This window comes from Tahibacter aquaticus (genome assembly GCF_004363655.1).
GTDB lineage: Bacteria > Pseudomonadota > Gammaproteobacteria > Xanthomonadales > Rhodanobacteraceae > Tahibacter > Tahibacter aquaticus.
Genome location: NZ_SNZH01000014.1, coordinates 136,617 through 160,226, shown reverse-complemented (window position 1 = coordinate 160,226; position 23,610 = coordinate 136,617). Strand labels below are relative to the sequence as shown.

The 23,610-nt window shown below is 65.4% G+C and carries 17 protein-coding genes and 1 pseudogene; 10 read left to right on the top strand and 8 right to left on the bottom strand.

All coding sequences use genetic code 11. The features are described 5' to 3' along the window. Positions 1 to 26: 26 nt before the first annotated feature. Together DFR29_RS20790 and DFR29_RS20785 are read right to left on the bottom strand one after the other, a co-directional pair. Positions 27 to 590: an RNA polymerase sigma factor gene (locus DFR29_RS20790; RefSeq protein ID WP_166654240.1), complete on the bottom strand. Its 564-nt coding sequence runs from the start codon at positions 588 to 590 to the stop codon at positions 27 to 29. A 291-nt stretch (positions 591 to 881) separates the two neighbouring features. After that, entirely contained in the window at positions 882 to 2,753 is a 1,872-nt protein-coding gene (locus DFR29_RS20785; protein ID WP_133820564.1) for an ATP-binding cassette domain-containing protein, read from the bottom strand. Between the two features lie 268 nt (positions 2,754 to 3,021). Here DFR29_RS20785 and DFR29_RS20780 point away from each other — a divergent pair, with 268 nt between their 5' ends. Then, on the top strand, positions 3,022 to 5,442 hold the full coding sequence (locus DFR29_RS20780; RefSeq protein WP_133820563.1) for a zinc-dependent metalloprotease: 2,421 nt from the start codon (positions 3,022 to 3,024) through the stop codon (positions 5,440 to 5,442). Positions 5,443 to 5,712: 270 nt separating this feature from the next. On the opposite strand, the gene DFR29_RS20775 is transcribed toward DFR29_RS20780, so the two are convergent. From DFR29_RS20775 to DFR29_RS20765, 3 genes are all read right to left on the bottom strand, one after another. Continuing rightward, positions 5,713 to 6,174: a hypothetical protein gene (locus DFR29_RS20775; protein ID WP_133820562.1), complete on the bottom strand. Its 462-nt coding sequence runs from the start codon at positions 6,172 to 6,174 to the stop codon at positions 5,713 to 5,715. Between the two features lie 470 nt (positions 6,175 to 6,644). Further along, the gene (locus tag DFR29_RS20770) at positions 6,645 to 7,130 is read right to left on the bottom strand and encodes an NUDIX hydrolase (RefSeq protein WP_133820561.1); all 486 of its coding nucleotides are present in this window, start codon (positions 7,128 to 7,130) and stop codon (positions 6,645 to 6,647) included. 27 nt (positions 7,131 to 7,157) lie between these two features. After that, positions 7,158 to 8,021: a DMT family transporter gene (locus DFR29_RS20765; protein WP_243746128.1), complete on the bottom strand. Its 864-nt coding sequence runs from the start codon at positions 8,019 to 8,021 to the stop codon at positions 7,158 to 7,160. Positions 8,022 to 8,215: 194 nt separating this feature from the next. On the opposite strand from DFR29_RS20765, the gene DFR29_RS20760 reads away from it, so the two are divergent. From DFR29_RS20760 to DFR29_RS20740, 5 genes are all read left to right on the top strand, one after another. Continuing rightward, on the top strand, positions 8,216 to 8,902 hold the full coding sequence (locus DFR29_RS20760) for a PDZ domain-containing protein (RefSeq protein ID WP_133820560.1): 687 nt from the start codon (positions 8,216 to 8,218) through the stop codon (positions 8,900 to 8,902). Between the two features lie 169 nt (positions 8,903 to 9,071). Beyond that, complete coding sequence (locus DFR29_RS20755; protein ID WP_133820559.1) at positions 9,072 to 9,419, top strand: hypothetical protein; 348 nt, start codon at positions 9,072 to 9,074, stop codon at positions 9,417 to 9,419. A 10-nt stretch (positions 9,420 to 9,429) separates the two neighbouring features. Beyond that, a complete protein-coding gene (locus tag DFR29_RS20750) occupies positions 9,430 to 9,747 on the top strand; it encodes an EF-hand domain-containing protein (protein ID WP_133820558.1) in 318 nt (105 codons plus the stop codon). A gap of 28 nt (positions 9,748 to 9,775) precedes the next feature. Further along, on the top strand, positions 9,776 to 10,138 hold the full coding sequence (locus DFR29_RS20745) for a DUF4398 domain-containing protein (RefSeq protein WP_133820557.1): 363 nt from the start codon (positions 9,776 to 9,778) through the stop codon (positions 10,136 to 10,138). 3 nt (positions 10,139 to 10,141) lie between these two features. After that, positions 10,142 to 11,020, top strand: coding sequence for an OmpA family protein (locus DFR29_RS20740; RefSeq protein WP_133820556.1), 879 nt, complete (start codon positions 10,142 to 10,144; stop codon positions 11,018 to 11,020). Positions 11,021 to 11,132: 112 nt separating this feature from the next. Here DFR29_RS20740 and DFR29_RS20735 read toward each other — a convergent pair whose 3' ends face one another. From DFR29_RS20735 to DFR29_RS20725, 3 genes are all read right to left on the bottom strand, one after another. After that, a complete protein-coding gene (locus tag DFR29_RS20735; RefSeq protein ID WP_133820555.1) occupies positions 11,133 to 12,230 on the bottom strand; it encodes a glycosyltransferase family 9 protein in 1,098 nt (365 codons plus the stop codon). 771 nt (positions 12,231 to 13,001) lie between these two features. After that, a complete protein-coding gene (locus DFR29_RS20730; protein WP_133820554.1) occupies positions 13,002 to 15,032 on the bottom strand; it encodes a multicopper oxidase family protein in 2,031 nt (676 codons plus the stop codon). 148 nt (positions 15,033 to 15,180) lie between these two features. Further along, positions 15,181 to 15,609 carry an Lrp/AsnC family transcriptional regulator gene (locus tag DFR29_RS20725; protein ID WP_133820553.1) on the bottom strand — a complete coding sequence of 143 codons (429 nt, stop codon included), beginning with the start codon at positions 15,607 to 15,609 and terminating at the stop codon, positions 15,181 to 15,183. Positions 15,610 to 16,070: 461 nt separating this feature from the next. Between DFR29_RS20725 and DFR29_RS20720 the strand changes: the two genes are divergently transcribed. The 4 genes and pseudogenes from DFR29_RS20720 (at position 16,071) to DFR29_RS30410 (ending at position 23,511) form a co-directional block, all read left to right on the top strand. Beyond that, positions 16,071 to 18,941, top strand: a complete 2,871-nt coding sequence (locus DFR29_RS20720; protein WP_208113671.1) for a collagenase — start codon at positions 16,071 to 16,073, stop codon at positions 18,939 to 18,941. 213 nt (positions 18,942 to 19,154) lie between these two features. Continuing rightward, complete coding sequence (locus tag DFR29_RS20715) at positions 19,155 to 20,405, top strand: TIGR03862 family flavoprotein (protein ID WP_133820552.1); 1,251 nt, start codon at positions 19,155 to 19,157, stop codon at positions 20,403 to 20,405. A gap of 1,057 nt (positions 20,406 to 21,462) precedes the next feature. Then, positions 21,463 to 21,948 (top strand): annotated as a pseudogene (locus DFR29_RS30560) (fibronectin type III domain-containing protein); the annotation flags it as partial. Next, entirely contained in the window at positions 21,931 to 23,511 is a 1,581-nt protein-coding gene (locus DFR29_RS30410; RefSeq protein ID WP_425598874.1) for a glycosyl hydrolase family 18 protein, read from the top strand. The pseudogene DFR29_RS30560 and the gene DFR29_RS30410, both read left to right, overlap by 18 nt. Positions 23,512 to 23,610: the final 99 nt, after the last annotated feature.

Sequence of the window (23,610 nt, the reverse complement as noted above, 5' to 3'; positions counted from 1 at the left end):
TAAGTGTCGTCATGCGTGCGATTGTCTCATTCGGGCCGGCCCAGGCCGCGGGATTCGAGAATCTCCCGTATGCGTTCGCGTGCACGGTAGGCGACACGATGAAAATGCGAGGGATCGATACCCAGGATGCGACAGACGTCTTCCTTGGAATGCTCCTCCAGATAGAAGCGCTGCAGCAATTCGCGGTCGCGCAGCTTCGGCAGGTGGCGCAGCAGATCGCGGATCGTGTCGGTGAGCTGGGCCGAGTGCAGGTTTGCCGCCGGATCCTCGCCGTCGCTCGCCGTGGCCGCGGCCTCGATCGGCAGAGTGTCGCCACGCCGGCCGCGCTTGCGGTATTCGGCCCTGCAGACCAGGACGACGGTGGAACGGATAAAGGCAGGCAGGGCATCGGGCTTGTCCAGCTGGCGCGCACGCAGGTGCTGCAGCACGATGAGGACCACATCCTGGGCGAGGTCGTCCACCTGCGGATCGCGCGGACGGCAGGCCCGGCGTACCAGCTGCTGGATACCGTTGCGGAACCTCTGGACGAAGAGGTCTTCGGCTTGCCGGTCTCCCTGGCCTATGCGTTGGACCAGTTCTGCCAGCGGCATTTCGCCATCCCTTCCTTCGCCCATGCTTCCCCCAATGCCGCTTAACCGAATAGTAGCGATCCGGCACTGTGGCGCCAACACGCGGCTTGCAATTCTTGCAAGCGACGGGGACAGATGAATTCTTATAAATCCAGAGGGTTATAACATTGGCCCGCGCGCAGTTGGCGAAAACACCTCGGGCTCTTGCACATAAGCCGACCCGATCGGCGAGAGCCGGCAGCAAGGACGAGGCCGGCACCGGGCCAGCGGCGGGCCGGGCCGGCCTGCCGCCGATGAGACTGGCAAACCAAGCTAGCCTTCCAGTTCCTGCCAGCGCGCATAAGCGACTTCCAGCTCGGCCTGCAGCGCCGCCAACTGCTGGTTCAGCGCGACAATGGCCGGCTGCGGCTGCTGGAAGAACGCGGGTTCGTTCATGGCTGCGCTCATTTCGCCCAGGCGTTTTTCCAGCTGTTCGATGCGCAGCGGCAGCTGCTCCAGCTCGCGCTGGTCCTTGAAGCTGAGCTTCTTCTTCGGTGCGGCGGTTGCCGCCTCGAACTTGGTCAGCGTGGCTGCAGCGGGTTTTTCCGCCGCGCGTGCGCGCGGACGCTGGCGCTGCCAGTCGCTGTAGCCGCCGACATACTCGGCAATGCGGCCGTCGCCTTCGAGCACCAGCGAACTGGTCACCACGTTGTCGATAAAGGCACGGTCGTGCGAGACCAGCAGCAAGGTGCCGGAATAGTCGCCCAGCAGGTCTTCCAGCAGTTCCAGCGTTTCCACGTCGAGGTCGTTGGTCGGTTCGTCCATCACCAGCAGGTTGGACGGCTTGGCGAACAGCTTGGCCAGCAGCAGGCGGTTGCGTTCGCCGCCGGACAGGGCGGTGATCGGCGCACGTGCGCGATCCGGCGTGAAGAGGAAATCCTGCAGGTAACCGATGATGTGCTTGCGCGAACCGTTGATCTCGATGAACTCGCGTCCTTCCGACACGTTGTCCAGCGCGTTCAGGTCGTCGCGCAGCTGGATGCGGTGCTGGTCGAAATAGGCGATTTCCAGATTGGTGCCCAGGCTGATCTCGCCGCGGTCGGGCTGCAGCTGGCCCAGCATCAGGTTGAGCAAGGTGGTCTTGCCCGAACCGTTCGGTCCGATGATGCCGACGCGGTCGCCGCGCTGGATATTGCAGGAGAAATTCACCACCATCGGGCGGCGCGCAAAGGCGAAGTAGACGTCCTTGGCCTCGATCACGCGCTTGCCCGAACGGCCTGCATCGGCCAGTTCCATGCGCACATTGCCGCCCAGCTCGCGCCGTTCGGCACGCTCCGAGCGCATCAGCTTGAGCCGGCGCACGCGGCCTTCGTCGCGGGTGCGCCGCGCCTTGATGCCCTGGCGGATCCACACCTCTTCCTGCGCCAGCAGCTTGTCGAAGCGCGCGTTTTCCTGCGCTTCCGCATGCAGGCGCTCTTCGCGCCGGCGCAGGTAGTTGTCGTAGTCGCCGGGCCAGCTGGTCAGCTTGCCGCGGTCGATCTCGACGATGCGCGTGGCCAGCGCACGCAGGAAGCTGCGGTCATGGGTGATGAACACGATGCTGCCGCGGAACTGGCGCAGGAACTCTTCCATCCAGGCGATGGATTCGATGTCCAGGTGATTGGTCGGCTCGTCCAGCAGCAGCACGTCAGGCGCCTGCACCAGGGCCTGGGCCAGCAGCACGCGGCGCTTCATGCCGCCGGACAGTGCGGAAAACTCCAGGTCCTCGGGCAGGTCCAGGCGCTGCAGCACATCGCCGACGCGGCGGTCCAGATCCCAGCCGCGCACCGCTTCGATGCGCGCCTGCACGTCGGCCATGGCATCGGTATTGCCCGGCACGTCCAGGTGATGGCTGAGGTGATGGAACTGGGCCAGCCAGGTGCCCAGCTCGCCCAGGCCCTGGGCGACCACTTCGAATACCGTGCCGCTGGTGTTCTGCGGAACCTCCTGCGCCAGCCGCGCAATGCGCGTGCCGCCTTCGACCTGGATCACGCCGTCGTCGGGCTTGATCTCGCCCGCGATCAGTTTCATCAGGGTCGATTTGCCGGCACCGTTGCGGCCGACGACGCAGACACGCTCGTTCGCGTCCAGGGTGAATTCGAGCTGGTCGAGCAGCAGAGGTCCGCCGACGCTGTAGTCGACTTGGCGTAGTTGCAGCAGGGGCATTGCGGTTACCGCGTGATTCGGGGCGCGAAGGATAGCGCGCAAACGCGTTATTCCGCGGATTTCCTCGTTCCGGGGCCGCGCCCCCGCCGTCCGCTGCTGCAACAGCCTGGCTGCGGCCCGCCTGACGCGGCGGTTTGCCTGGGCCAGGCTGTGCTGGCTGGCTCGGCGAAAGTCTTGCGTGCTGCACGCGCCGGCGCAGGACTTTCGTCATTTACCGCCGTCGCTGTGCCGGGCTAAGGTCGCCGCTTCGCCCTGTCTCGATACTGTCATGACCGCACGCCTGCGCTGGTTCGCTGCCGTACTGATTTTCCTCGCCCTGCCGGCGATCGCCGCCAAGGCTCCGGCCGACGCGCTGGAAGGGCTGAACCGCAAGGACGGTTTCTTCGAAGTCTGGACCGATGCGGCCAAGGGTCGCGTACTGCTGGGCGTGGAGCGGCTGGACACGCCGTTCCTGCTGGTCAGCTCGCTGCCCCACGGCCTGGGCTCCAACGACGTCGGCCTGGATCGTGGACAACCCGGCAATGTGCGCGAAGTGGAATTCCGCCGCGCCGGCCCGCGCCTGCTGCTGGTCGAGCGCAACACCCGCTTCACCGCCAGCAGCAGCAACTCCGCCGAACGCACCAGCGTGCACGAGGCGTTTGCCGAATCGGTGCTGTGGTCGGGGGAAGTCGTTCCTTCCACCAAGAGCGATCGTGTACTGGTGGATTTCTCCACATTCCTTCTCGGCGACCGCCACGGCGTGGCGGACCGGCTGGACGATACCAAGCAGGGCAAGTACAGCGTCGACAAGGAGCGCAGCGCCGTACTGGTCGACCAGGCGCGCAGCTTTCCCGACAACACCGAACTGGAAGCGCTGCTGACCTTCCAGGGCGACGGCAAGGGCGATTTCGTCAGGCAGGTCAGCATGGACCCGGCCTCGCTCAGCCTGCGCCAGCATCTGAGCCTGGTGCGCTTTCCCGCCGCCGGCTATGTACCCCTGCCCTATCATCCGGCCAGCGGCGGCTTCAGCCAGGGCGGTTACGACTTCTCCCAGCCCTTGGCCACCAGCCTGGAACAGCGCCTGCAGCCGCGCTTCCGCCTGGAAAAGATCAATCCTGGCCCGGCCCCCAGCGCGGTAAAGAAACCCATCGTGTTCTACCTCGACCCGGGCACGCCCGAGCCGGTGCGTTCGGCCTTGCTCGACGGCGCCAACTGGTGGAAGACCGCGTTCGAGAAAGCCGGCTATATCGACGCCTTCCGCGCCGAACTGCTGCCGGCCGGCGCAGACCCGATGGATATCCGCTACAACACCATTCTCTGGGTGCATCGCGCCACGCGCGGCTGGTCCTACGGTGCGGCACTGACCGATCCGCGCACCGGCGAAATCATCAAGGGCGCCGTTACGCTGGGCTCGCAGCGCGTACGCCAGGACATCCTGATCGCCGAAGCCCTGCTCGCGCCGTACGGCGCGGCAGCTGCGCAGCAGCGCCAGCCCCAGGCCGAGGCGATGGCCCTGGCGCGCCTGCGCCAGCTCGCCGCGCACGAAGTCGGCCATGCGCTCGGCTTTGCCCACAACTTCGCCGCCAGCCGCGGCGGCAACGGCTCGGTGCTGGACTATCCTCACCCGCTGCTGCGCCTGGACGACAAGGGCGAGGTCAGCCTGCAGGACGCCTACGGCATCGGCGTCGGCCGCTGGGACGAATTCGTCGTCGCGCATGCCTACGGCGAATTCCCCCGCGGCGAAGAAGACAAGGCGCGTGCCGAGCTGCGCCGCCAGATCGCAGCGGCCGGCGTCGACTACATCAGCGACGCCGATGCGCGCGCCAGCGGAGCGGCCCATCCCGACGGCGTGCTGTGGGACTACGGCAGCAACTCGCTGAACAGTTTCGACCAGCTGCTCGCCGTGCGCCGCCGCGCACTGCAGAACTTCAACACCGGCGTGCTGCCACCGCAGCGCCAGCTCGGCGAGATCGAGGCACGACTGGTGCCGCTATACCTGCTGCACCGCTACCAGACCGAAGCGGTGGCGCGCCTGCTCGGCGGCGCCAGCTACCGCTACGGCCTGGCCGGCGACACGGTCGCCGGCACCAAGCCGGTAGCCGCCGGCGAGCAGCGCGCCGCGCTGGAGCGATTGGTGCGCAACCTCAGCGCCAGCGAGCTGGCCCTGCCGGCCAACGTGCTGGATATTCTTACCCCGCCCGGCAATGACTACGACCGCTCGCGCGAATACTTCGCCACGCGCAGCGCACCGGTATTCGATCCGCTGGCCGCTGCCGCTGCGGCCAGCGCGCAGACCCTGCAATTCCTGTTCGACCCGGCGCGCCTGAACCGCCTGGCCTGGCAGCAGGCACGCGAGCCGGCCCAGCCCGGCATCGCCGATCTGATGAGCACTACCTTCCGCGGCACCTGGCAGCGCGATGCTGCCGGCGACAGCGCTCCGGGTGCCGCCGCTGTACAGATTGCAGCAAACTGGACAACGCTGGATGCGCTGCTGCAGCTGCTCGATGGCGGCAGCCTCAATGCGCCGGTCGAGGCCGAGGTACGCAGCCAGCTGAAGAACTGGCAGCAATGGCTGGGCAGCAGCGCCGGCACGCCGGCGCAGACCGCCAACCGGCACCAGGCCGCGGAACTGATCGGCAAATACCTGGCCGATCCGAAATCGGTGAAGCTGCGCGCACTGCCGGCGGTACCGCCCGGGGCGCCGATCTGACGGACGGCGCAAGTCGCTGCGCTCGTTTCGCCCTGCTCAGGTACGCCGCCCCGCGCGGTGCGGGGCGATGTCGCGTAGGGCGCGATGAGCAACGCAATTGCGCCGCGAGCTATCGATAACCGCCGCGCATATTCGTCGCGATCGGCACGGAGCCCGTCACCCGGCGCACTGCCGGGCGTCTCAGCCACAGTAGCCGTACAGCGGCAGGAATCTGGTGCATCCTGCAGCGGCGCACAACCCGTCCGCGCGCTGCTGCGGGCAGGCGGCGGGTCAATCGAAACCATCCGCGAAGGTCAGATCGTTGAAGTCATAGGCCATGCAAGGCGAGAACTCCGACGTATTGCCATCAGTATCGATGGCGATGGCGGAGACGACGCGGCCAGCCAGGCCACCAGCCAGCGACACCGGAATCGATAAGTTCGCGCTGCTGTAGAAACCCGCGACGAACGGCGGCGCTGTGGTAACCGAGGCAGCACCGATCCAGAACCGCCCTTCGCCATGTCCGCTGCGGTCGCAGGCTTCCGATGCGCAGATTTGCACAAGGTAATCGCGGTTCGGCGGTGCGTTGATGGCACCGCTGGCCACACCGCTGTTGAAACTGCCGCTGGCGCTGCCGACCAGCGGGAAGTTCTGCACGCCGTCGGAATTCTGCAGAGGGGTGTTGTTCGGCGTGACGCCATCGACGTTCATGTCGATGCCGAGTGCCGCATTGTGGCAAATGCGATTCGTCACGAGACGATTCGTCGTCCCGTGCCGAATTCAGCGCCTGCTGGAGACTGGCAGTGTTGTTCACGCACCAGATGGAATCCGCATGCAGCAGCGGCGCGGTGAACATCGCGCAACAGAACAGCAGCAATGCGGCCAGCGCGCGGCGCGGCACCGATTACCTCGCCACGCCAGCCCTGGCAGGGCGCCGCACGGCGGCAACGGCGGGCAGAGCGAGCAGAGGGACGGCCGGGCGGCCGGCCTGCGTTTGCGAGGACAAATACGATGTGCTGCCGCACATGGCGATTTCTCCAGGGGTTGGCGACAGCGGAAAAAAGCCGTCAACCCGGGAAATCCGAACGCAGAACCTCTGGCGCGAATGCCAGACACTGCTCTTGCTCAGGCTGGGCCCGCGGTGCCAAGGCCCGATCGGCGCCCTGCGCAACAGGTATACAAGGCACCCGATGCGGCAGCAGCGCCGGCCAGCCAGCCACCTTTCAGCGCGAGTAGCGCCAGGAAACCATGCGCCCGTCCTTGTACGGCATCACGCCATGGAACGGCCGCGGGTCCGCATCGAATACCAGGGGCAGGAACTGACGGTCGCCTTCCCACATGGGCAGTTCGTAAAGACGGTCCAGGTCCACCCATTCCAGCGCGCCTTCGGCATTGCTTTTCAACGGTGTGCCTTCGAATGCGGTGATAAGGAACAGAAAGCCCAGCCAGTCCTCGCCCTGCTTGCCGAAACCTGGCCAGCTGAGGGTGCCGCGCAGTTCCAGTGCGCTGCAGTGGATACCGGCCTCTTCGAGAATTTCCCGGCGCATGCCTGCCAGCACGTCTTCGTCGGGTTCGATCTTGCCGCCCAGGCCGTTGTACTTGCCCAGGTGCATGTCGTGCTCGCGCGCATTGCGATGGATCATCAGCACCTGGCGGCGGTCCGCCGACAGCACGTAACCCAGGGTGGCGACGATAGGTGTATACGGCATTGCAAAAAATTCCTGAAATATAGTTTTTTATTTTGCTTTCAGCGCGCTTTCGCGGCTGATCAGATACAGCCCGCTCAGCACGATGATGCCGGCGCCGAGCAGCATCATCGCATCGGGAAGCGTGCGGAAGAACAGCCAGTCCAACCCCAGCGCCCAGACCAGGGCGGTGTATTCCAGCGGCGCAACGACCGAGGCCGACGTCTCGCGGAACGCTTCGGTGACGCAATACTGGCCGATCGCACCGCTGACGCCCACGCCGAGCAGCAGCCACCAGTCCTGCCGCAGGATAGGCTGCCACTGCGGCCAGGCCACCGCGGTGGCGAACAGGCTGAGCAGGGTCAGCATCCAGAAAACCATGGCCTGGGTGGTGTCGGTACGCCCCAGCGCACGCACGCTGATCGCACTGACGGAATAGGCGAATGCCGCGGCAATCATCGCCAGCCCGCTCAGCGACAGCATGCCCCTGCCGCTGGGGCGCAGTATCACCACCGTGCCGATCAGGCCGACGCCGATCGCGCTCCAGCGCCGCCAGCCCACCTGCTCGCCGAGTATTGGCACCGACAGCGCCGTGATCATCAGCGGCGCAACGAAGAACAAGGCGTAGGCCTCGGCCAGCGGCAAGGACTGCAGCGCATAGGCGAATGCAGCCAGCATCACCACGGCCAGCACGCCACGCAGCAGGTGCAACGACCAGCGCACGCGGATCAGCTGGCCTACTCCGCCGGAAAGCAAGGCCCAGCACAGGATCAGCGGCCACGAGGCGAGTCCGCGCAAGGCTGCCACCTGGGCCGGCGCATAGTGCATGGACAGAAACTTCAGGCCCATGTCCATCAGGGAAAACGTGGCGACGGCGCCGAGCATGCACAGCACGCCGCGCAGTTGGATAGTCATGGCTGCGAATCGAATTGCGGATCGCGCACGAAAACACAGCCTCTGCCGCGGCACAAGAGCCGCCTGCAGCACATCGGCCGGGACGCGGCCGCGCCGGCGATGTTATCGGCACGTGTTGAAAGGCTGGGACTTCGTTCAAAGCATGCTTAGGTCCATGCAGGCATGCTCGCGCCTTGTCCGGTACGAGGCTGCACATGAAATTCCGTTATGCGTTCGTCGTCGCCTGCATCGCCCTGAGCGGTTGCGTCACCACCAGCACGCGCAGCGTGCCCGAGGCATCTGCCCCTGTTGCACCGGACGACCGCTACGAAAGCGTGGCCGGGCGCGATGCCGCCACCATCGACCCGCTGCGCGCCGCGCCGGCGCAGGCGGCAGAAATCCTGCCAGGCAAGAACCCTTCCATCGACCAGGAACAGCTCACGCCGCAGTCGTACGTACTGATCGGCAACAGCTATCACCGCCGCAACGACGAGGCCGCGCGCGGCTGGATCGCCGCACAGGGCCGCGACGTCGGCGCCGACAAGATCCGCTGGTATGCCAGCACCGATGGCGGCGAAACCGCGCTGAGCGCGGCCTATTACGTCCGTCTGCGCCTGGTGTTCGGCGCCAGCTTCCGCGACCTCAATGCGCAGGAACAGGCCCAATTCGGCAACGGCGTGCGCCTGGGCGAGATCGTCGGCGACAGTCCCGCCTCGCGCGCCAACCTGCGCGCCAGCGACGTGGTCAGCGCCCTCGACGGCGTGGCGGTACGCGACCGCGCCGGCTTCCAGCGCCTGCTCAGGGACAACATGGGCAAGGTGGTCAACCTGAGTCTGTCGCGCAATGGCGAGCCGCTGCAGCGCAAGGTGAAGCTGGGCCGCAGCTTCGCCGCCACGCCCTGACCATACGCGCCGGGCAGGCTGCACGAACGCCCCGGACAATTGGGCAGTATGCCCTGGCAGCACTGCCCCGCCCGCCAATAATTTCCAGCGGCCACAACAACTTGGCGCACAAATTCGGCTGGCACGAAAACTGTTGCTATGACTCCGACCAACACAAAGGAGTCGGGTCATGGTGCGCAAGACAACGTCCGTCGAAAAAGCTCCGCGCAAGACCGCCGTCGCCAAGAATTCGTCCAGCAAGGCCGCTGCGACTACGGCAGTAAAGAAGTCCAGCGAGATCAAGCCCAAACGCGCGCTCAGCACGACCGCGCAAAAGTTGAAATCGCCCAGAGTCCTGGTGCCGCTGGCCGTGGCCGTCGGTGTCGGCGTCGCCGCCGTGGCACGCCTGATCAACGGCAAAAGCGGTAAAAGCTCCAACGCCTTGCCACGCCTGGCCAAGGAAATCTCGCCGCGCTTCTCCGAAGCCGTGCACGCGCTGGCCGACCTCGGCCGCGAGCTGCGCGCCAAGGTGCGTTGAGGGTAGCGCCATGAAAAACCTCATTGCTCTCGCCCTGCTGGGTTTTGCCGCGAACAGCTTCGCCCAGAGCCCGGCCGTGCCGCACGACCCAGGGCTGCGGCAAAACACCTACCGCTCGGCATCCGGTGGCACGGTGACGGTGACTACGGGCCAGCCGCCCGCCGGCCCGGTCATTCCCAAGCCGAGCTTTGCCGCCCTGGACCGTAACGGCGACGGCGGCATCGAGGAGACCGAAGCCGCCGCCTACATCACGCTTGCCAACGATTTCATCTACGCCGACCACAACCGCGACGGACGCATTTCCGCCCGCGAATTCAACCGCTGGTAGGCCTCATCACCTGCAAGGAGCATTGCCGATGAAAACCCGAGCTTTGTTGCTGATCGCCGCTCTCGCCCTGCCCGGGCTGGGCCTGGCGGCCAACCGCCACGATGCGGAAATCGCCCTGACTGCTGCGCAAAGCTCGCTCGAAGCGGCCGAACGCGCAGGTGCCGTGGAATTTGCCAATGTGGAAATCACTACCGCACGCAGCGGCCTGGCCAGCGCCCAGGGCCTGGCCGAGCGGCGCGACTGGACCGAAAGCATGCTCGCTTCGGAAAAGACCCAGGCCGATGCCCACCTGGCCGAAGCGCGCAGCCGCCAGGCCCGTGCCGAAGCCACCACACTGGAAGTCGAAAACGCCGTGCGCACGTTGCGCAACGAACTCGGCCGCGGAGGCTAACTCATGAATATGCGCAAACTTGCACTTGTGGTTTCTTCAAGCCTGCTGCTGGGTGCATGCGCCAGCATGCCCCGCGGCCCGGCACCGGAAGTGGTGCGCCTGCAGGGTGAACTGCAGCGACTGCACAGCGACCAGCGCGTCGCACCGAACGCCCAGGCAGAACTGGCCAAGGCCGATGCCGCCGTCTCCGTGCTGGCCCGCGATGGCCGCCGCCTCGACGAGGAACTGTTCGACCATGGCGTCTATGTGGCCGACCGCCTGATTCGCACAGCCGAGGCCGAAGGCCTGGCCCGCTTTGCCGAACGCCACGCACAGGAACTGGGCCGCGAACGCGAGACCTTGCTGGCCGAAGCGCGCTCGCGCGATCTGGCCCTTGCGCGCGCCGATGTCAATGCCGCCACCACAGCGGCTGCCATCGCCCAGCAGCAGGCCGCACAGGAACGCGAAGCGGCTTCACAGGCACGCCTGGATGCGCAATCGCTACGTGCGCAGCTGTCCGAACTGCAGGCCAAGGAAACCCAGCGCGGCATGGTTGTCACCCTCGGCGACGTGCTGTTCGAAACCAACCGGGCCGAACTCAAGGCCGGTGCCACGCGCAGCCTCGACCAATTGGCCCAGGCGCTGCGCAGCGACGATCGCGGCACGGTGTCCATCGAAGGGCATACCGACGCTACCGGCTCGCGCGAACACAATGTCGACCTGAGCCTGCGCCGTGCCCAGTCGGTGCAGTCGTATCTGGCCGGTCACGGGGTCAATCCGGCGCGTATCAGCGTACGCGGCATGGGCCCGGACTTCCCGGTTGCCGATAACAACAGCGCGGGCGGACGTCTACAGAATCGCCGAGTCGAAGTGATCGTCCAGAACACGGTGGCGGTGCGCTGAAAAACTGTCCATCCGGCGGCCGCCCACTAGTGGTCGCCGGATGGCCTGAGTAGCCAGCGCAAGCCGACAGCCAGTACCGGCGGAAGCCCGCTCCGTACCACTTTTGCCAAAACTAAAACCGCTTGACCGTCTCGCCGAACGACGCAATCCGCTCGGGCGGCAAGGCCTCGATCACCTGCTGTGCCGCCTGCAGCGGCGAGCCATGGCGCGCATCGAAAGGATAGGCCCCTTCGCCGTACGGGCCCCATTCCTCAATATCGGTATGCGCAAAGATTGCCGCCGTCGGCGTACCGCTGGCCCGCGCCAGATGCATGATGCCGCCGTCCAGGCACACAAGCAGCGACAGCTGCGACAGCACACCGGCCAGCTTGCGCACACTGCTGGAGTAGTAGCAGGGATAGCGCGAATCCAGCAGCGACACCGCACTCGCCGGCACGATCTCGATCAGGCGGAAATCGCGCAGATGCGCATCGATCGGCGGCATGAACTGCTGCCACCACGCGCGCGGCAGCAACTTGCCGCCAGTGGCATTGGCAAATATGCCGACCACGCCGCGCTGACCGCGTGCAGGGTCGGACTTGGCCGCGATCCGCGACAGCAACTGCGCGCCGGCGTCCTTTTCCAGTTGGCTCAGGCGCAGGTCGAGCGGCGGAAAAGCCTGCTGCGGCTGCTGCGCGGCGGCACGCAACAGGTGTACCGGATACTGGCCGTTGTGACGTGGCGCGCCGGACGGATCGACGCTGTGGCTGATCGCGCCGCTTTTGCTGCCGCCGGCAAACCCCAGCTTGTTGCGCGCATGGCTGCGCAACAGCAGGGCTCGGCCGGTCTGCGAGCGCGGGTCGGTATCGATGGCCAGGTCATATTCCTGCCGGCCTAGCTGGCGCAGGCCACGGGCCAGCGCCAGTGGATGACGCAAGCCGCGCCGCGGCAAGGCAATGACGCGGCGTACGCTGGCATAGCCGCTGAACACTTCTTCCGCCACCGCATTGCGCGTGACGATGTCGACTTCCGCCCCCGGCCAGGTCGCCTCGATTTCCTGCAGCAGCGGCGTGATCAGCAAGGTATTGCCCAGGCTATGGCTGGAGCGGCAGATCAGCACGCGGAAAATATCGCCCGACAGCGGCGGCGCGGCATGCCCGTCGGCGGCCGTCCTGGTGATTGCGCGCATGCCCAGTTGGGCGGCGCGCCGGCGAAGCTGCTGTATACCCATCAGCCCCTCCGCCACAAGCGACTATGCGGGGATGTAGTGGCGCGCTGCCTGTTGCAGTGCGCCGCATACGGGAACAACGCGGGCGATGGCATGACTCTGTGTACTCCCTCAAATCGGTTTGCGCCGCTGCGCCAGACTGGATGAACAAAGGAAAGCGCTGCTGCGCCATGCGCCGACGACTGGCCAGCCGGGGCCGGACGCGACCGCACCTGCCGGCTGTCCGAGCCCCGCGTTGCGCGTAACGGTCCAGCTATTTTCCGCGAAGAACCGGGCAAACGAAGTCTGAACATTTCACCGCGGCTTCATGGCGTTGAACGCGGCGAATAGTCCACGCCCTGCCGTTCAAAAAGCAATGGCCACCGCTCCGGCGTGCAATACGCGCCGATCAGGTAGCCGAAAGCTCCGCCAGCCACCGCGCTGGCCTGACTGAGGCTGCAAGTGTTGACGAGCCCACTGTATGCACGGGCCGCAATGTAGCAATGGCGGGTTGGCGTAAACGCCTGAAACACGGAAAACCCGGAGTCGCCGGTTGCCGCGAGCGTGGACAAAAGCCACTGCCGGCGGCAGCAGCACCCCCTGCTCAACGCAGGCGAAAGCGCGGCGAAAATTCGCCGCAAACGCGGCCTGTTCTTTGATTCAGGGCGCGCCCTGCAACAGCAGCAACAGCCCTACGCACCGGGCAGGCATTCGGCAGGTTTGCATTCCGCCCAGACCGGCCGCAGCGCCAGCGGCGGGCAACGGCGCGCGCATTGCACGCGCGCCGTGCCATTTTCAATGGTGTCCGTAGACGCCGCCGCCCTTGCCGTCGGGCAGTACCATGCGCACGTTCTGCATCATGCCCTGGTCTTCGTGATCGAGGATATGGCAGTGCAGCACGTATTCGCCGATGTAGCGCTCGTAGCGCGAACGCACATGCAAGGTATAGCCCTGCTTGACGAAAAGCGTGTCGCGCCAGGTGCCTTTCAGGTTCGCGTACTGCGTATCTGCCGGTACCGCCGGCGTGGCCTTGCCCGCGGCATCGACGCCAGCCGGCTTGGCTGCCTCGCCGGTCACACTGACATCCACGCCGCTGGGATCGAGGATCTTGTCGATCTGGAACGGATTGACGTGGATATGGAACGGATGGTTCGCCAGCTTCGAGGTCAGGATCCATTCTTCCTGCCGTCCCAGCACCAGGGTGCGTGCCTCGTGCGGATCGTAGGCCTTGCCGCTGACCATGAACTTGCCGCCGGCAATATCGAACTCTACCCGCTGCGGTTCTTTTTCCACCGTGGTGATGTCTTCGTGCGGTACGAACTTGTCCAGCTGCAGCTTGGCCACGTCATCGCTGACCTTGGCCTTGACGGCGTCCGGCATATTGCGCGCAGCCAGTGCGCCCAGCTGCTTGATCACTTCGGCGCGCATCTCCTTGGCCGCCACCGTGCCGCCTGCATCGACGCTGACCTTGCCCAGCACCTGGCGGGTTTCCACCTGCTGGCCTATGGTCGCCGTCGCTGCTGCAGCGGCGTCGATGACGCAGTAGTCGCCGGCTTCGGGAAACAGCATCAGCACGTCGCTGCGATAGCCCGGCTGCAGGATGTTCTCTGTCTTTTCGATGATCTTGCGGTGAGTCAGGCCATCGCTGGCGATTTCCCATTGCGGCAGCGGATCGCCGATGCAATTGGCCTTGACCCACTTGTCCTGGTCTTCCACGCGCAGGCGATCGAAGCGCGGCGCGTTGGCCTTCATTTTCTTGAACTGCAGCGCCACCGTCGCGCGCACGCCGGCGTGTACCAGGCGCCAGCGTTCCAGGCGGCCGCTGCGCGCACCGGCGAAGGTCGGCAATACCTGGCCGTTGATGCTGGTATAGCGGTTGGATTCGATCCAGCTGCGGCTGCCGAACTGGTCGTAACTGTCGATGCGGCCGGTATCGCCCTTGTCGCAGATCCAGGCCACCACTACGTCCTTGCCCTGGCTGTCTTTCTCGGTCTTGGTCTTGATCTGCTGCTTGCTGTCGCGGCAGGCGTACTGCACCTGCTGCAATTGCAGCAGGCGTCCCGGCATGGCCGCGCCGTCGGCCTGGGCCAGCAAGGTGTCGACGTCGCCGTTGTCCTCGGCCGTGGGCAGGCGGCTGCCGTGGATGATCAGGCTGCCGGCCATGCCGCTGGATACCTGCAGCGCGGTAGAACCGTGCAGATGCGGGTGATACCAGAACGTGCCGGCCGGATGGTCAGCGGGAATGTTGTATTCGTATTCGAACGACACGCCGGGACGCACGGTGATCAGCACGTTGTCGCTATTGCCCGAAGGGCTGACCCACAGCCCGTGCGAATGCAGGTTGGTCGAATTGAAGCAGTGCGGAATGTTGATGTTGTCGGCCGCCACCTTGCCGCAGTCCGGTTCGGCCTGCAGCTGGTTATTGAGCTTGACGCGCACGGTTTCGCCGGGCTGCACCTCGATCAGCGGCGCCACGAACGGAATCGGCGGATTGGTGCCGGGGCTGCGGTAAGAACGCAGTTCCACCGTGTCGTCCTCGCCCGTGGCCGGATTGAAGATCTTGGACGTGGTCAGCACGATGTCCAGTTCCAGCCGCGCCTCATGATCGGGTACCGGCGGCAGCCGCCGGGGGGCAACCGATTCGTTGCCGGTCAGCAGGCGCTCGGCAGTACGCTTGATCGCCGCCCTGACCGGCCCCTGGTCGACACGCTCGGCCGCCACGGCCGGTACGGCGACAACCAGGCCAAGCGCCAGCGCACAACACCAGCTAATGCGTTTCGCGCGCGCAGCCGGACGCGGCGCGCAACAGGCACGCTTCGAAGTCATTTGGTTTTCCCCTAGTCGATGGAATCGCGGGCCCGCCACCCCAGCGGTCGCGGTGCCACGCTAACACAATCGAGAAATTGCGACAAAAGCTATCAATAGCCAGCGGACGCCTTACCGCGCCGCTGTCGGCAGGCGGACGCCAGCGCAGCTAGCGCTGGAACTCCTCGTGCAACACCACCGACGTCGTCACCGACGCCACTTCAGCCTGTTGCGCCAGCCAGTCGCGCAGTTCGTTCAGCGCGCCCAGCGACTCGGCCTTGGCGCAGAGGATCAGGTCGATGTCGCCGCCGATGGAGCAGCAGCCGCGCAACTCGGGCCGCTCGCGCAGGCGCCGCACCAGGGCCGTGGCCGGCGTCTGCTTAAGGCGCAGCGACAGATAGGCCTGCACGCCGCCGTCGGGCCAGTCCACTTCGGCGCGATAGCCGCGGATCACGCCGCTGCTTTCCAGCCGCGCCACCCGCTCGCGCACCGACGAGCGGGCCAGGCCGACCCGCGCCGCAATCGTCTTCAGCGGCAGGCGTGCATTGCTGTACAGCAGGTTCAACAGCTGTCGATCCTTGGTGTCTAGCGTATTCATGGGGTAGCCCGGTCAAAGTGGCGGTGGCGGGGGCCGCATTGGCGGCACCTGGCGAGGCACGATTCGCGTCCAATAAGGCGGCGCAGGGCGTGCCTGTCCACTCTCGCAACCGCGCAACCGCCTGTCATGCGGCAACCGGCGCGAGCCGCGGCGATTTCGGTATGAGATTGCCGGAATGTGACGGGCGTCCGCAGCACTATCCGCGCCGGCCGATTCCCGCCTGGCATCCGCCATTTTGGCCTTGCGCGCCGCAGCGTAGCGGGCAGCATTATTCTGCGTATTTTTTGCTTTGTATTTATTTTAAGTACAGATCAAATGTTTTGCGATTCCAGCGGAAAATTGCCGCGAATATGACAATACGGTGACCAGCCACCCTCCTAGATTGCACGCCGCGGCAGCCAAGAGCTCGCAAAGCCCGCTGCCGCGAATGCGGGGAACTCATCATCAACCGGAGGGGATTCATGTCACACCATGTGCGTTACCGAAGCCTGAAATTCTGTACCACCCTGCTCGGCGGCAGCCTGCTGCTGGCCGGCATGGTCAACGCCGCCGATCCCGCTGTCCTGCGCGACCGGGGCCAGACGGCCAAGTCGGCGGCGCTGGAACAGCTCGCCCTGCCCTCGTCGCATCTGCAGAAGCAGGCACGTTCCAGCGCCCAGCGCGCACCGACGCCGGCACTGCACAGCGGCCACCGTTCCGACTACGACCTGCCCGACGCACTCAGTGCCAAGCTCGCGCGGCCTTCGGCAGCCGGCGATTTCGCCAAAGCCGACTGCAGCACCAGCCAGTTCGCCAACCTGAGCGGCAGCGCCCTGGTCACGGCGGTGAAGGCGGCCACCAGCGAATGCATCAACGGCCTGTTCAACCTCAGCGGCAGTACCGCCACCGGCACGTTCCGCGAAGCGCAGATGGTCACCATTGCCACTGCGCTGCAAAGCGCCGCCGCCAGCTACAACGGCACGAACAGCGGCTCGGCCCTGCAGCTGATCCTTTTCCTGCGCGCCGGCTACTACGTGCAGTACTACGACCCCGCTACCGTCGGCAGCTACGGCACCAGCCTGCGCAATGCCATCCGTCCGGCGCTGGACGCGTTCGCGGCAAACGCCAGCTTCGGCCTGGTCAATGACGCCCACGGCGAAGTGCTGGCCGAATTCGTCACCCTGATCGACAGCTCGACCGAAAACGCGCGCTATCTGCCGGTGGTCAAGCGCCTGCTAGGCAACTACAACCCCAGCGCCTATGCGCCGTTTTTCTGGATGAAATCGGCCGTCAACAACAGCTATACCGTATTGTTCCGCGGTCACTACGACGCCGCTTTCGTCAGCGCGGTACAGGCCGACACCTCCATCGTCGACACGTTGTACAACTTCGCCAACGCCAACTTCAGCCAGCTGGGCGGCAGCGACGACTACCTGGTTTCCAATGCCGGGCGCGAACTCGGCCGCTTCCTGCAGTACACCGGCAGCCTGCAAAGCCTTGCACGCAGCCGCGCCAAGGCACTGCTCGACCGCAGTTCGGTCACCGGCAACACGGCGCCGCTGTGGGTAGGCCTGGGCGAGATGGTCGACTACTACGACAAGGCCAACTGCAGCTACTACAACCTGTGCGATTTCCAGCAGCGCCTGGAAACCGCGGTACTGCCCATCAGCTACAACTGCAGCTCCACCCTGCGCCTGCGTGCGCAAAGCATGAGCCAGACGGAAATCAACACCGCTTGCGCCACGGTCGCGGGCCAGGAAAACTATTTCCACACCCAGGTCGCCAGCAACCGCGTGCCGGTGGCCAACGACAACAACAGCGCACTGGAAATGGTGGTGTTCGACAGCAGCAGCGACTACGGCACCTATGCCGGCGCGCTGTTCGGCATCGATACCAACAACGGCGGCATGTACCTCGAAGGCGACCCCTCGGTCGCCGGTAACCAGGCACGCTTCATCGCCTACGAGGCCGAGTGGCAGCGTCCCAGCTTCGAAATCTGGAACCTCACCCACGAATACGTGCACTACCTCGACGGACGTTTCAACATGTACGGCGATTTCTCGGCCGCCATGGCGCAGAAAACCGTGTGGTGGGTGGAGGGCTTCGCCGAATACATGTCCTACAGCTATCGCAACCTCGCCTACAGCGAGGCGACCGCCGAGGCTGCAGCCGGCACTTATCCCATCAGCACCATTTTCCAGAACGATTACAACAGCGGCACCACGCGCGTCTATCGCTGGGGTTATCTTGGCGTGCGCTTCATGTTCGAGAAGCATCGTGCTGACGTGAGTTCCATCCTGGGCCTTTTCCGCCCCGGCAACTACACCGGCTATGCCAGCTTCATGAATGGCCTGGGCACCCGCTACGATACCGAGTTCCGCAGCTTCCTCGCCTGCGTCGCCAATCCCTCGGGCAGTGGCTGCAGCGGCGGCAGTGTCAACGTGCCGCCGGTGGCGAACTTCAGCTTCGTGGCCAACGGCCTGGGCGTAACCTTCAGCGACGGCTCCAGCGACAGCGACGGCAGCATTGCCTCGCGTAGCTGGAGCTTCGGCGACGGCACCAGCTCCACCGCCACCAACCCGAGCAAGACCTATGCGAGTGCCGGCACCTACACCGTCAGCCTCAGCGTGACCGACAACGCCGGCGCCAGCCATAGTGTCTCGCGCAGTGTCACGGTCAGCAGCGGTGGCGGCGGCAGCAGCGAACTACAGAACGGCGTGGCCAGGACCGGCCTGACCGCAGCGGCCAATGCCAAGCTGGCCTTCACCTTCGACGTGCCGGCCGGTGCCACCAACCTGCGCTTCGTCATGAGCGGCGGCAGCGGCGACGCAGACCTGTACGTGCGCTACGGCAGTGCGCCGACCACGACGGCCTACGACTGCCGCCCGTATGCGGGTGGCAACGCAGAAACCTGTACGATTACCAATGTACAGGCAGGCCGCTACCACGTGATGCTGAATGCCTATGCCGCCTTCTCCGGCGTCAGCCTGGTAGCCAGCTATACCGCCCCCAGCGGCGGCCTGGCCGAGTGCAGCGGCAGCGACCTGCGTGTACTGGGCAAGAACTGCCAGCGCAGCAACATGTCGGCAACCCAGGGCAACTATGCGTACTTCTTCGTCAACATACCCGCAGGCACCAGCCAGCTGCGCATCCGCAGCAGCGGTGGCACGGGCGATGCGAACCTCTACGCCAACGCCGCGACCTGGGCTACTACCAGCGCCTACCAGCAGCGCTCGATCAATGCCGGCAATAGCGAAACCCTGACTATCAACAATCCGCCGGCCGGGTATTTCTACATCAGCCTGCACGCAGCCAGCGCCTTCAGCGGGGTGACCATTTCGACCGAGTACTGAGGAAGATCCACACCCGCAGCCGGCATGCCGTTCGCGTGCCCGGCTGACGGCCGCAACCCGGTCCGGGCCCGGCTACGCCGGGGCCGGACTTGCCGTTCTCCAGCCTGTGCCTTGCCGGCACAGGCTTTTTCTTTGGCGACCTGCCGCCACGGCACCGCTGCAGCCTGTGCCGCCTCGCTTATCATGCGCAGCCTTGCCGCAACGCCCCTGCCCATGACTGTCAGTAATTCCTGCGAACCCATCGATGTCGCCGTGATCGGCGGCGGTCCTGCCGGCCTGATGGCCGCCGAAGTCGCCTGCGCCGCCGGACTGCGCGTGCAGCTGTTCGACGCACTGGGCTCGGTCGGGCGCAAGTTCCTGGTTGCCGGCAAGGGCGGACTCAACCTCACCCACTCAGAACACTTTGTGGAATTTATTGCACGCTTCGGCGTGCGTGCCGGCGAGGTGGCGCACTGGCTGCGCCGTTTCGACGCAGACGCCCTGCGCGCCTGGGCCGGCGAACTGGGCGTGGAAACCTTCGTCGGCAGCTCCGGCCGCGTGTTTCCGCTCGACCTGAAGGCTGCGCCGCTGCTGCGCGGCTGGGTACGGCGTCTGCGCGAACAGGGCGTGCAGTTCCAGGTACAGCGGCGCTTTCTCGGCTGGGACGATGCAGGACAGCTGCGCCTGGCCGATCGCGACGGCAACGAAACCGCCGTCGCCGCGCGCGCCTGCGTACTGGCACTGGGTGGTGCCAGCTGGCCGGTACTCGGTTCCGACGGCGCCTGGGTTGCGGTGCTGGCGGCGAACAATGTGGATATTGCACCTTTGCAACCTGCCAACTGCGGCTTCGACCTGGCCTGGTCGGCGCATTTTTCCAGCCGCTTCGCCGGACAGCCGCTCAAGCCGGTCAGCCTGAGCTGGCGCGGACAGGACGGTACGGCACAGACGCGCCAGGGCGAATTCGTCATCAGCGCCAGCGGCGTCGAGGGCAGCCTGATCTACGCCGCCAGCGCCGACCTGCGCGAAGCGATACGGCGCGACGGCAGCGTGGAAATCGCGCTGGACCTGGCGCCGGCGCAACCGCTGGCGCAGCTGCAGCGCGAACTGGCCAAACCGCGCGGCAAGCGCTCGCTCAGCGACCACCTGCGCCGCCAGGCAAATATCGCCGGGGTCAAGGCCGGCCTGCTGTATGAAGTACTGGGCAAGGCGCGCATGGACGATGCCACGGCACTGGCCGCCGCGATCAAATCGCTGCCCTTGACCCTGCTGCGTCCACGCCCGGTGCAGGAAGCGATCAGCACCGCCGGCGGCGTGCGTCTGGAAGCCATGGACGAGCACCTGATGCTGCACGCCCTGCCCGGCGTGTTCTGCGCCGGCGAAATGCTCGATTGGGAAGCCCCGACCGGCGGCTACCTGCTCAGCGCCTGCATGGCCAGCGGCCGTGTTGCCGGCCTGGGCGCTGCGGAATGGGCCAAGCGGCGCTGATCGCAGTCCTTCTGGTTCCTCGCCGGCAGCGTAGGCGCGGATTGCGCCGCCTTGCTGTGGCGTTGCCTTGCGGTGATCCCGCCTTGCTTTAGGCCTGCCTTACTGCAGTTCTGTCTTGCAGTAGTTCTGCCTTGCTGTGGTACGGCCTGCTGTGGTCCCGCGTTGCCTTAGCCCTCTCCTCCAAGCTCCGCTTGGGGGAAAGTTGGGTGAGGGGCAGCCATTGCCGCGGGCTCGCCGATCGACTTTTGCCGTAAAGAATTTTGTGTATCAGTTTCAAATTCTCGGCAGAAATTACCAAACTCCGCTCATAAATCCGCCCCCTCGATACGGCTAAAGGCCATACCCGCCCCCTCCCCGCGTCACCACCGCCCAACCCACCACTAGCACCAAGAGAACAACCCCGGCACGCACCGCTCACAGCGTAGTAAGACCTACGTTGTCATCACGAACAAATCCCGCACCGCAACATATCCAACGTTCTGTGACCGACCCGACAAGTCCACAGTGGAAGTATGTTGACAACGTTGTCAATGGCGCGCACTGTAAGCCCCGCATCAGGCTGACGGCATGAGTCCGTCGACAGGAAGTCGCGAAGAAAGCGGTGCCGAGCCGGCAGGATTGCCGGCCAGGACGAAGCCTTGATGCTGCAGAATTGCCTGCCCTATCCAGCGTCGCCCAGCGGCGCTTTCACCAGGAATTCGCCGGCCGCACTACGGGCCGGACGCGGGACCGGCATTGCCGGCTCTCCCGGTACGCATGCGGGGGCATGCCTGACCGGATTCCGGAACCAGGGCAGTCAAAGCTGTATCGATGTGCTCGGGGAGGGCGCATCGGACCCGACATTGCAGGCAGGCCCAGGCTGGCATAACGGCCGGGTTGCCGACAGTCGGTACTTGTCGCCACATCCCAGCCCGCCATCGACCGGTGGGTTGCGAACCCGGCAACGGCCCCTGAAGCCGTTCGCCGCGACGTGGGCCGAGTCGCCACTGCGCCGCAATGCGTCCTCGCCTCTCCCCGGTATCGCTCTCCGCACCTCTCTCGCAACGGAGTCCAGGACATGCGCTTCCGATCGGCCCTTACCACAGTTTTTACACTTGCACTTTTCGCCAATGCTGGATCTGCTCTGGCGCAAACCGCCAACTGCAACGGTGTAGCCGCGTGGAATGCTTCCACCGTATACAACCCCGGCGACAAGATGACGTACCAGAATCGCCTCTACCAGGCGAATATTCCGATCTGGAACGCCGCGCCCACCTATTGCGCCAGCTGCGGCTGGTATAGCGACCTCGGCGCCTGCGGTACGGTTGGCGGCGACACCACGCCGCCCAGCGTTCCGGCCAACCTCGCCTCGCCCAGCAAGACCAGCACCTCGATCACCATCAGCTGGAGCGCATCCACCGACAACAGCGGCGGCACGGGCGTGGCCGGCTACGACGTCTACCGCGGCGGCAGCGCTCTCGCCAGCACCACGGCGACGACGTATACCGACAACGGCCTCAGCGCGAACACCACGTATACCTACAGCGTGCGTGCTCGCGACAACGCCACCAATGCCTCGGCCCAGACCGCGGCCATCAGCGTGACCACCAATCCCACCGGAGGCACCTGCACCACGGTTCCTTCAGTACCCGCTGGCCTGAATTCGCCCGCCCAGAGCAGCAACAGCATCAGCCTGGCCTGGGGTAGCGTTGCCGCCGGCGCCAACTGCACGGTCAAATACCGCGTCTATCGCGGCGGTGCACAGCAGACCGAAACCAGCAGCACCAGCTTCACCAATTCCGGCCTGAATGCCGACACCAACTACAGCTTCACCGTCTCTGCGGTGAGCGAAGCCGGTGCATCGGCGCAAAGCGCGGCGATCACGGCGCGCACGCGGCCGGTCATCGTCGGCGGCGATAAAAAGGTCATTGGCTACTTCGCCCAGTGGGGCATCTACGGCCGCAACTACCTGGTCAAGAACATCGACACCAGCAACAGCGCCGCCAAGCTCACCCATATCAACTACGCCTTCGGCAACGTGCGCAACAACCGCTGCGAAGTCGGCCTGATCCAGCCCAGCGATCCGAACACCGGCGTTGGCGGCGATGCTTTCGCCGACTACACCAAGTCGTTTGCCGCGGGCCAGAGCGTCGACGGCGTCGGCGACACCTGGGACCAGAAACTGCGCGGCAACTGGAACCAGCTGAAGAAGCTCAAGGCCAAATACCCCAACCTGAAAGTGATGATCTCGCTTGGCGGCTGGACCTGGTCGCGCGGCTTCGCCAGTGCGGCGCGTCCGGAAAACCGCCAGGCCTTCGTCGCTTCGTGTATCGATGCCTACATCCGCGGCAACCTGCCAGTGACCGACGGCGCCGGTGGCGCCGGTGCAGCACTGGGCGTGTTCGACGGCATCGACCTCGACTGGGAATACCCGGCCGCCTGCGGCCTGACCTGCGGCACGCCGGAGGAAAGCGCCAACTTCACCGCGCTGCTGGCCGAATTCCGCCGCCAGCTCGACCTCGTGCGTCCCGGCCTGCTGCTCAGCATTGCCGCCGGTGCCGGCGTCGACAAAGTGCGCGTGACCGATCCGGCCACCTACCACCAGTACCTCGACTACATCAACGTGATGACCTACGACTTCCACGGCACCTGGGATCCGCAGACCAACCATCACTCCGCGCTGTACGGCTCGCCCGCCGACCCGTCCACGGGCGACCAGCGCTCCTACAACACCCACGACGCACTGCAGGCCTTCCGCACCCGCGGCGTGCCGGCGGCCAAACTCAACCTCGGCATCGGCTTCTACGGTCGCGGCTGGACCAACGTGTCCTCGACCAACAACGGCCTGTACCAGAGTGGCACCGCCGCGCCTGCCACCTACGAGGCGGGCAACGAGGACTACAAGGTGATCAAGACCAAGTCCGGCAGCCACTTCACCGACGCCACCGCCCGCGCCCACTGGCTGCTCAGCGGCAACACCTTCTGGAGCTACGACGACCCGGCGCTGATCTTCGAGAAGATGCAGTACGTGAAGAGCCAGAGCCTCGGCGGCGCCTTCTTCTGGGAATTCAGCGGCGACGATGCGGAAGGCTCGCTGGCCAAGGCGATCAAGGATGGATTGCAGTAGTAGCTGAGCGATAGTTCAAATGTGAACCAGGGCGGCGCAGGAAACTGCGCCGTTTTTTTTTGGTCGCGACAAAATGCCTGTGAAAGCAGTCACGCACAT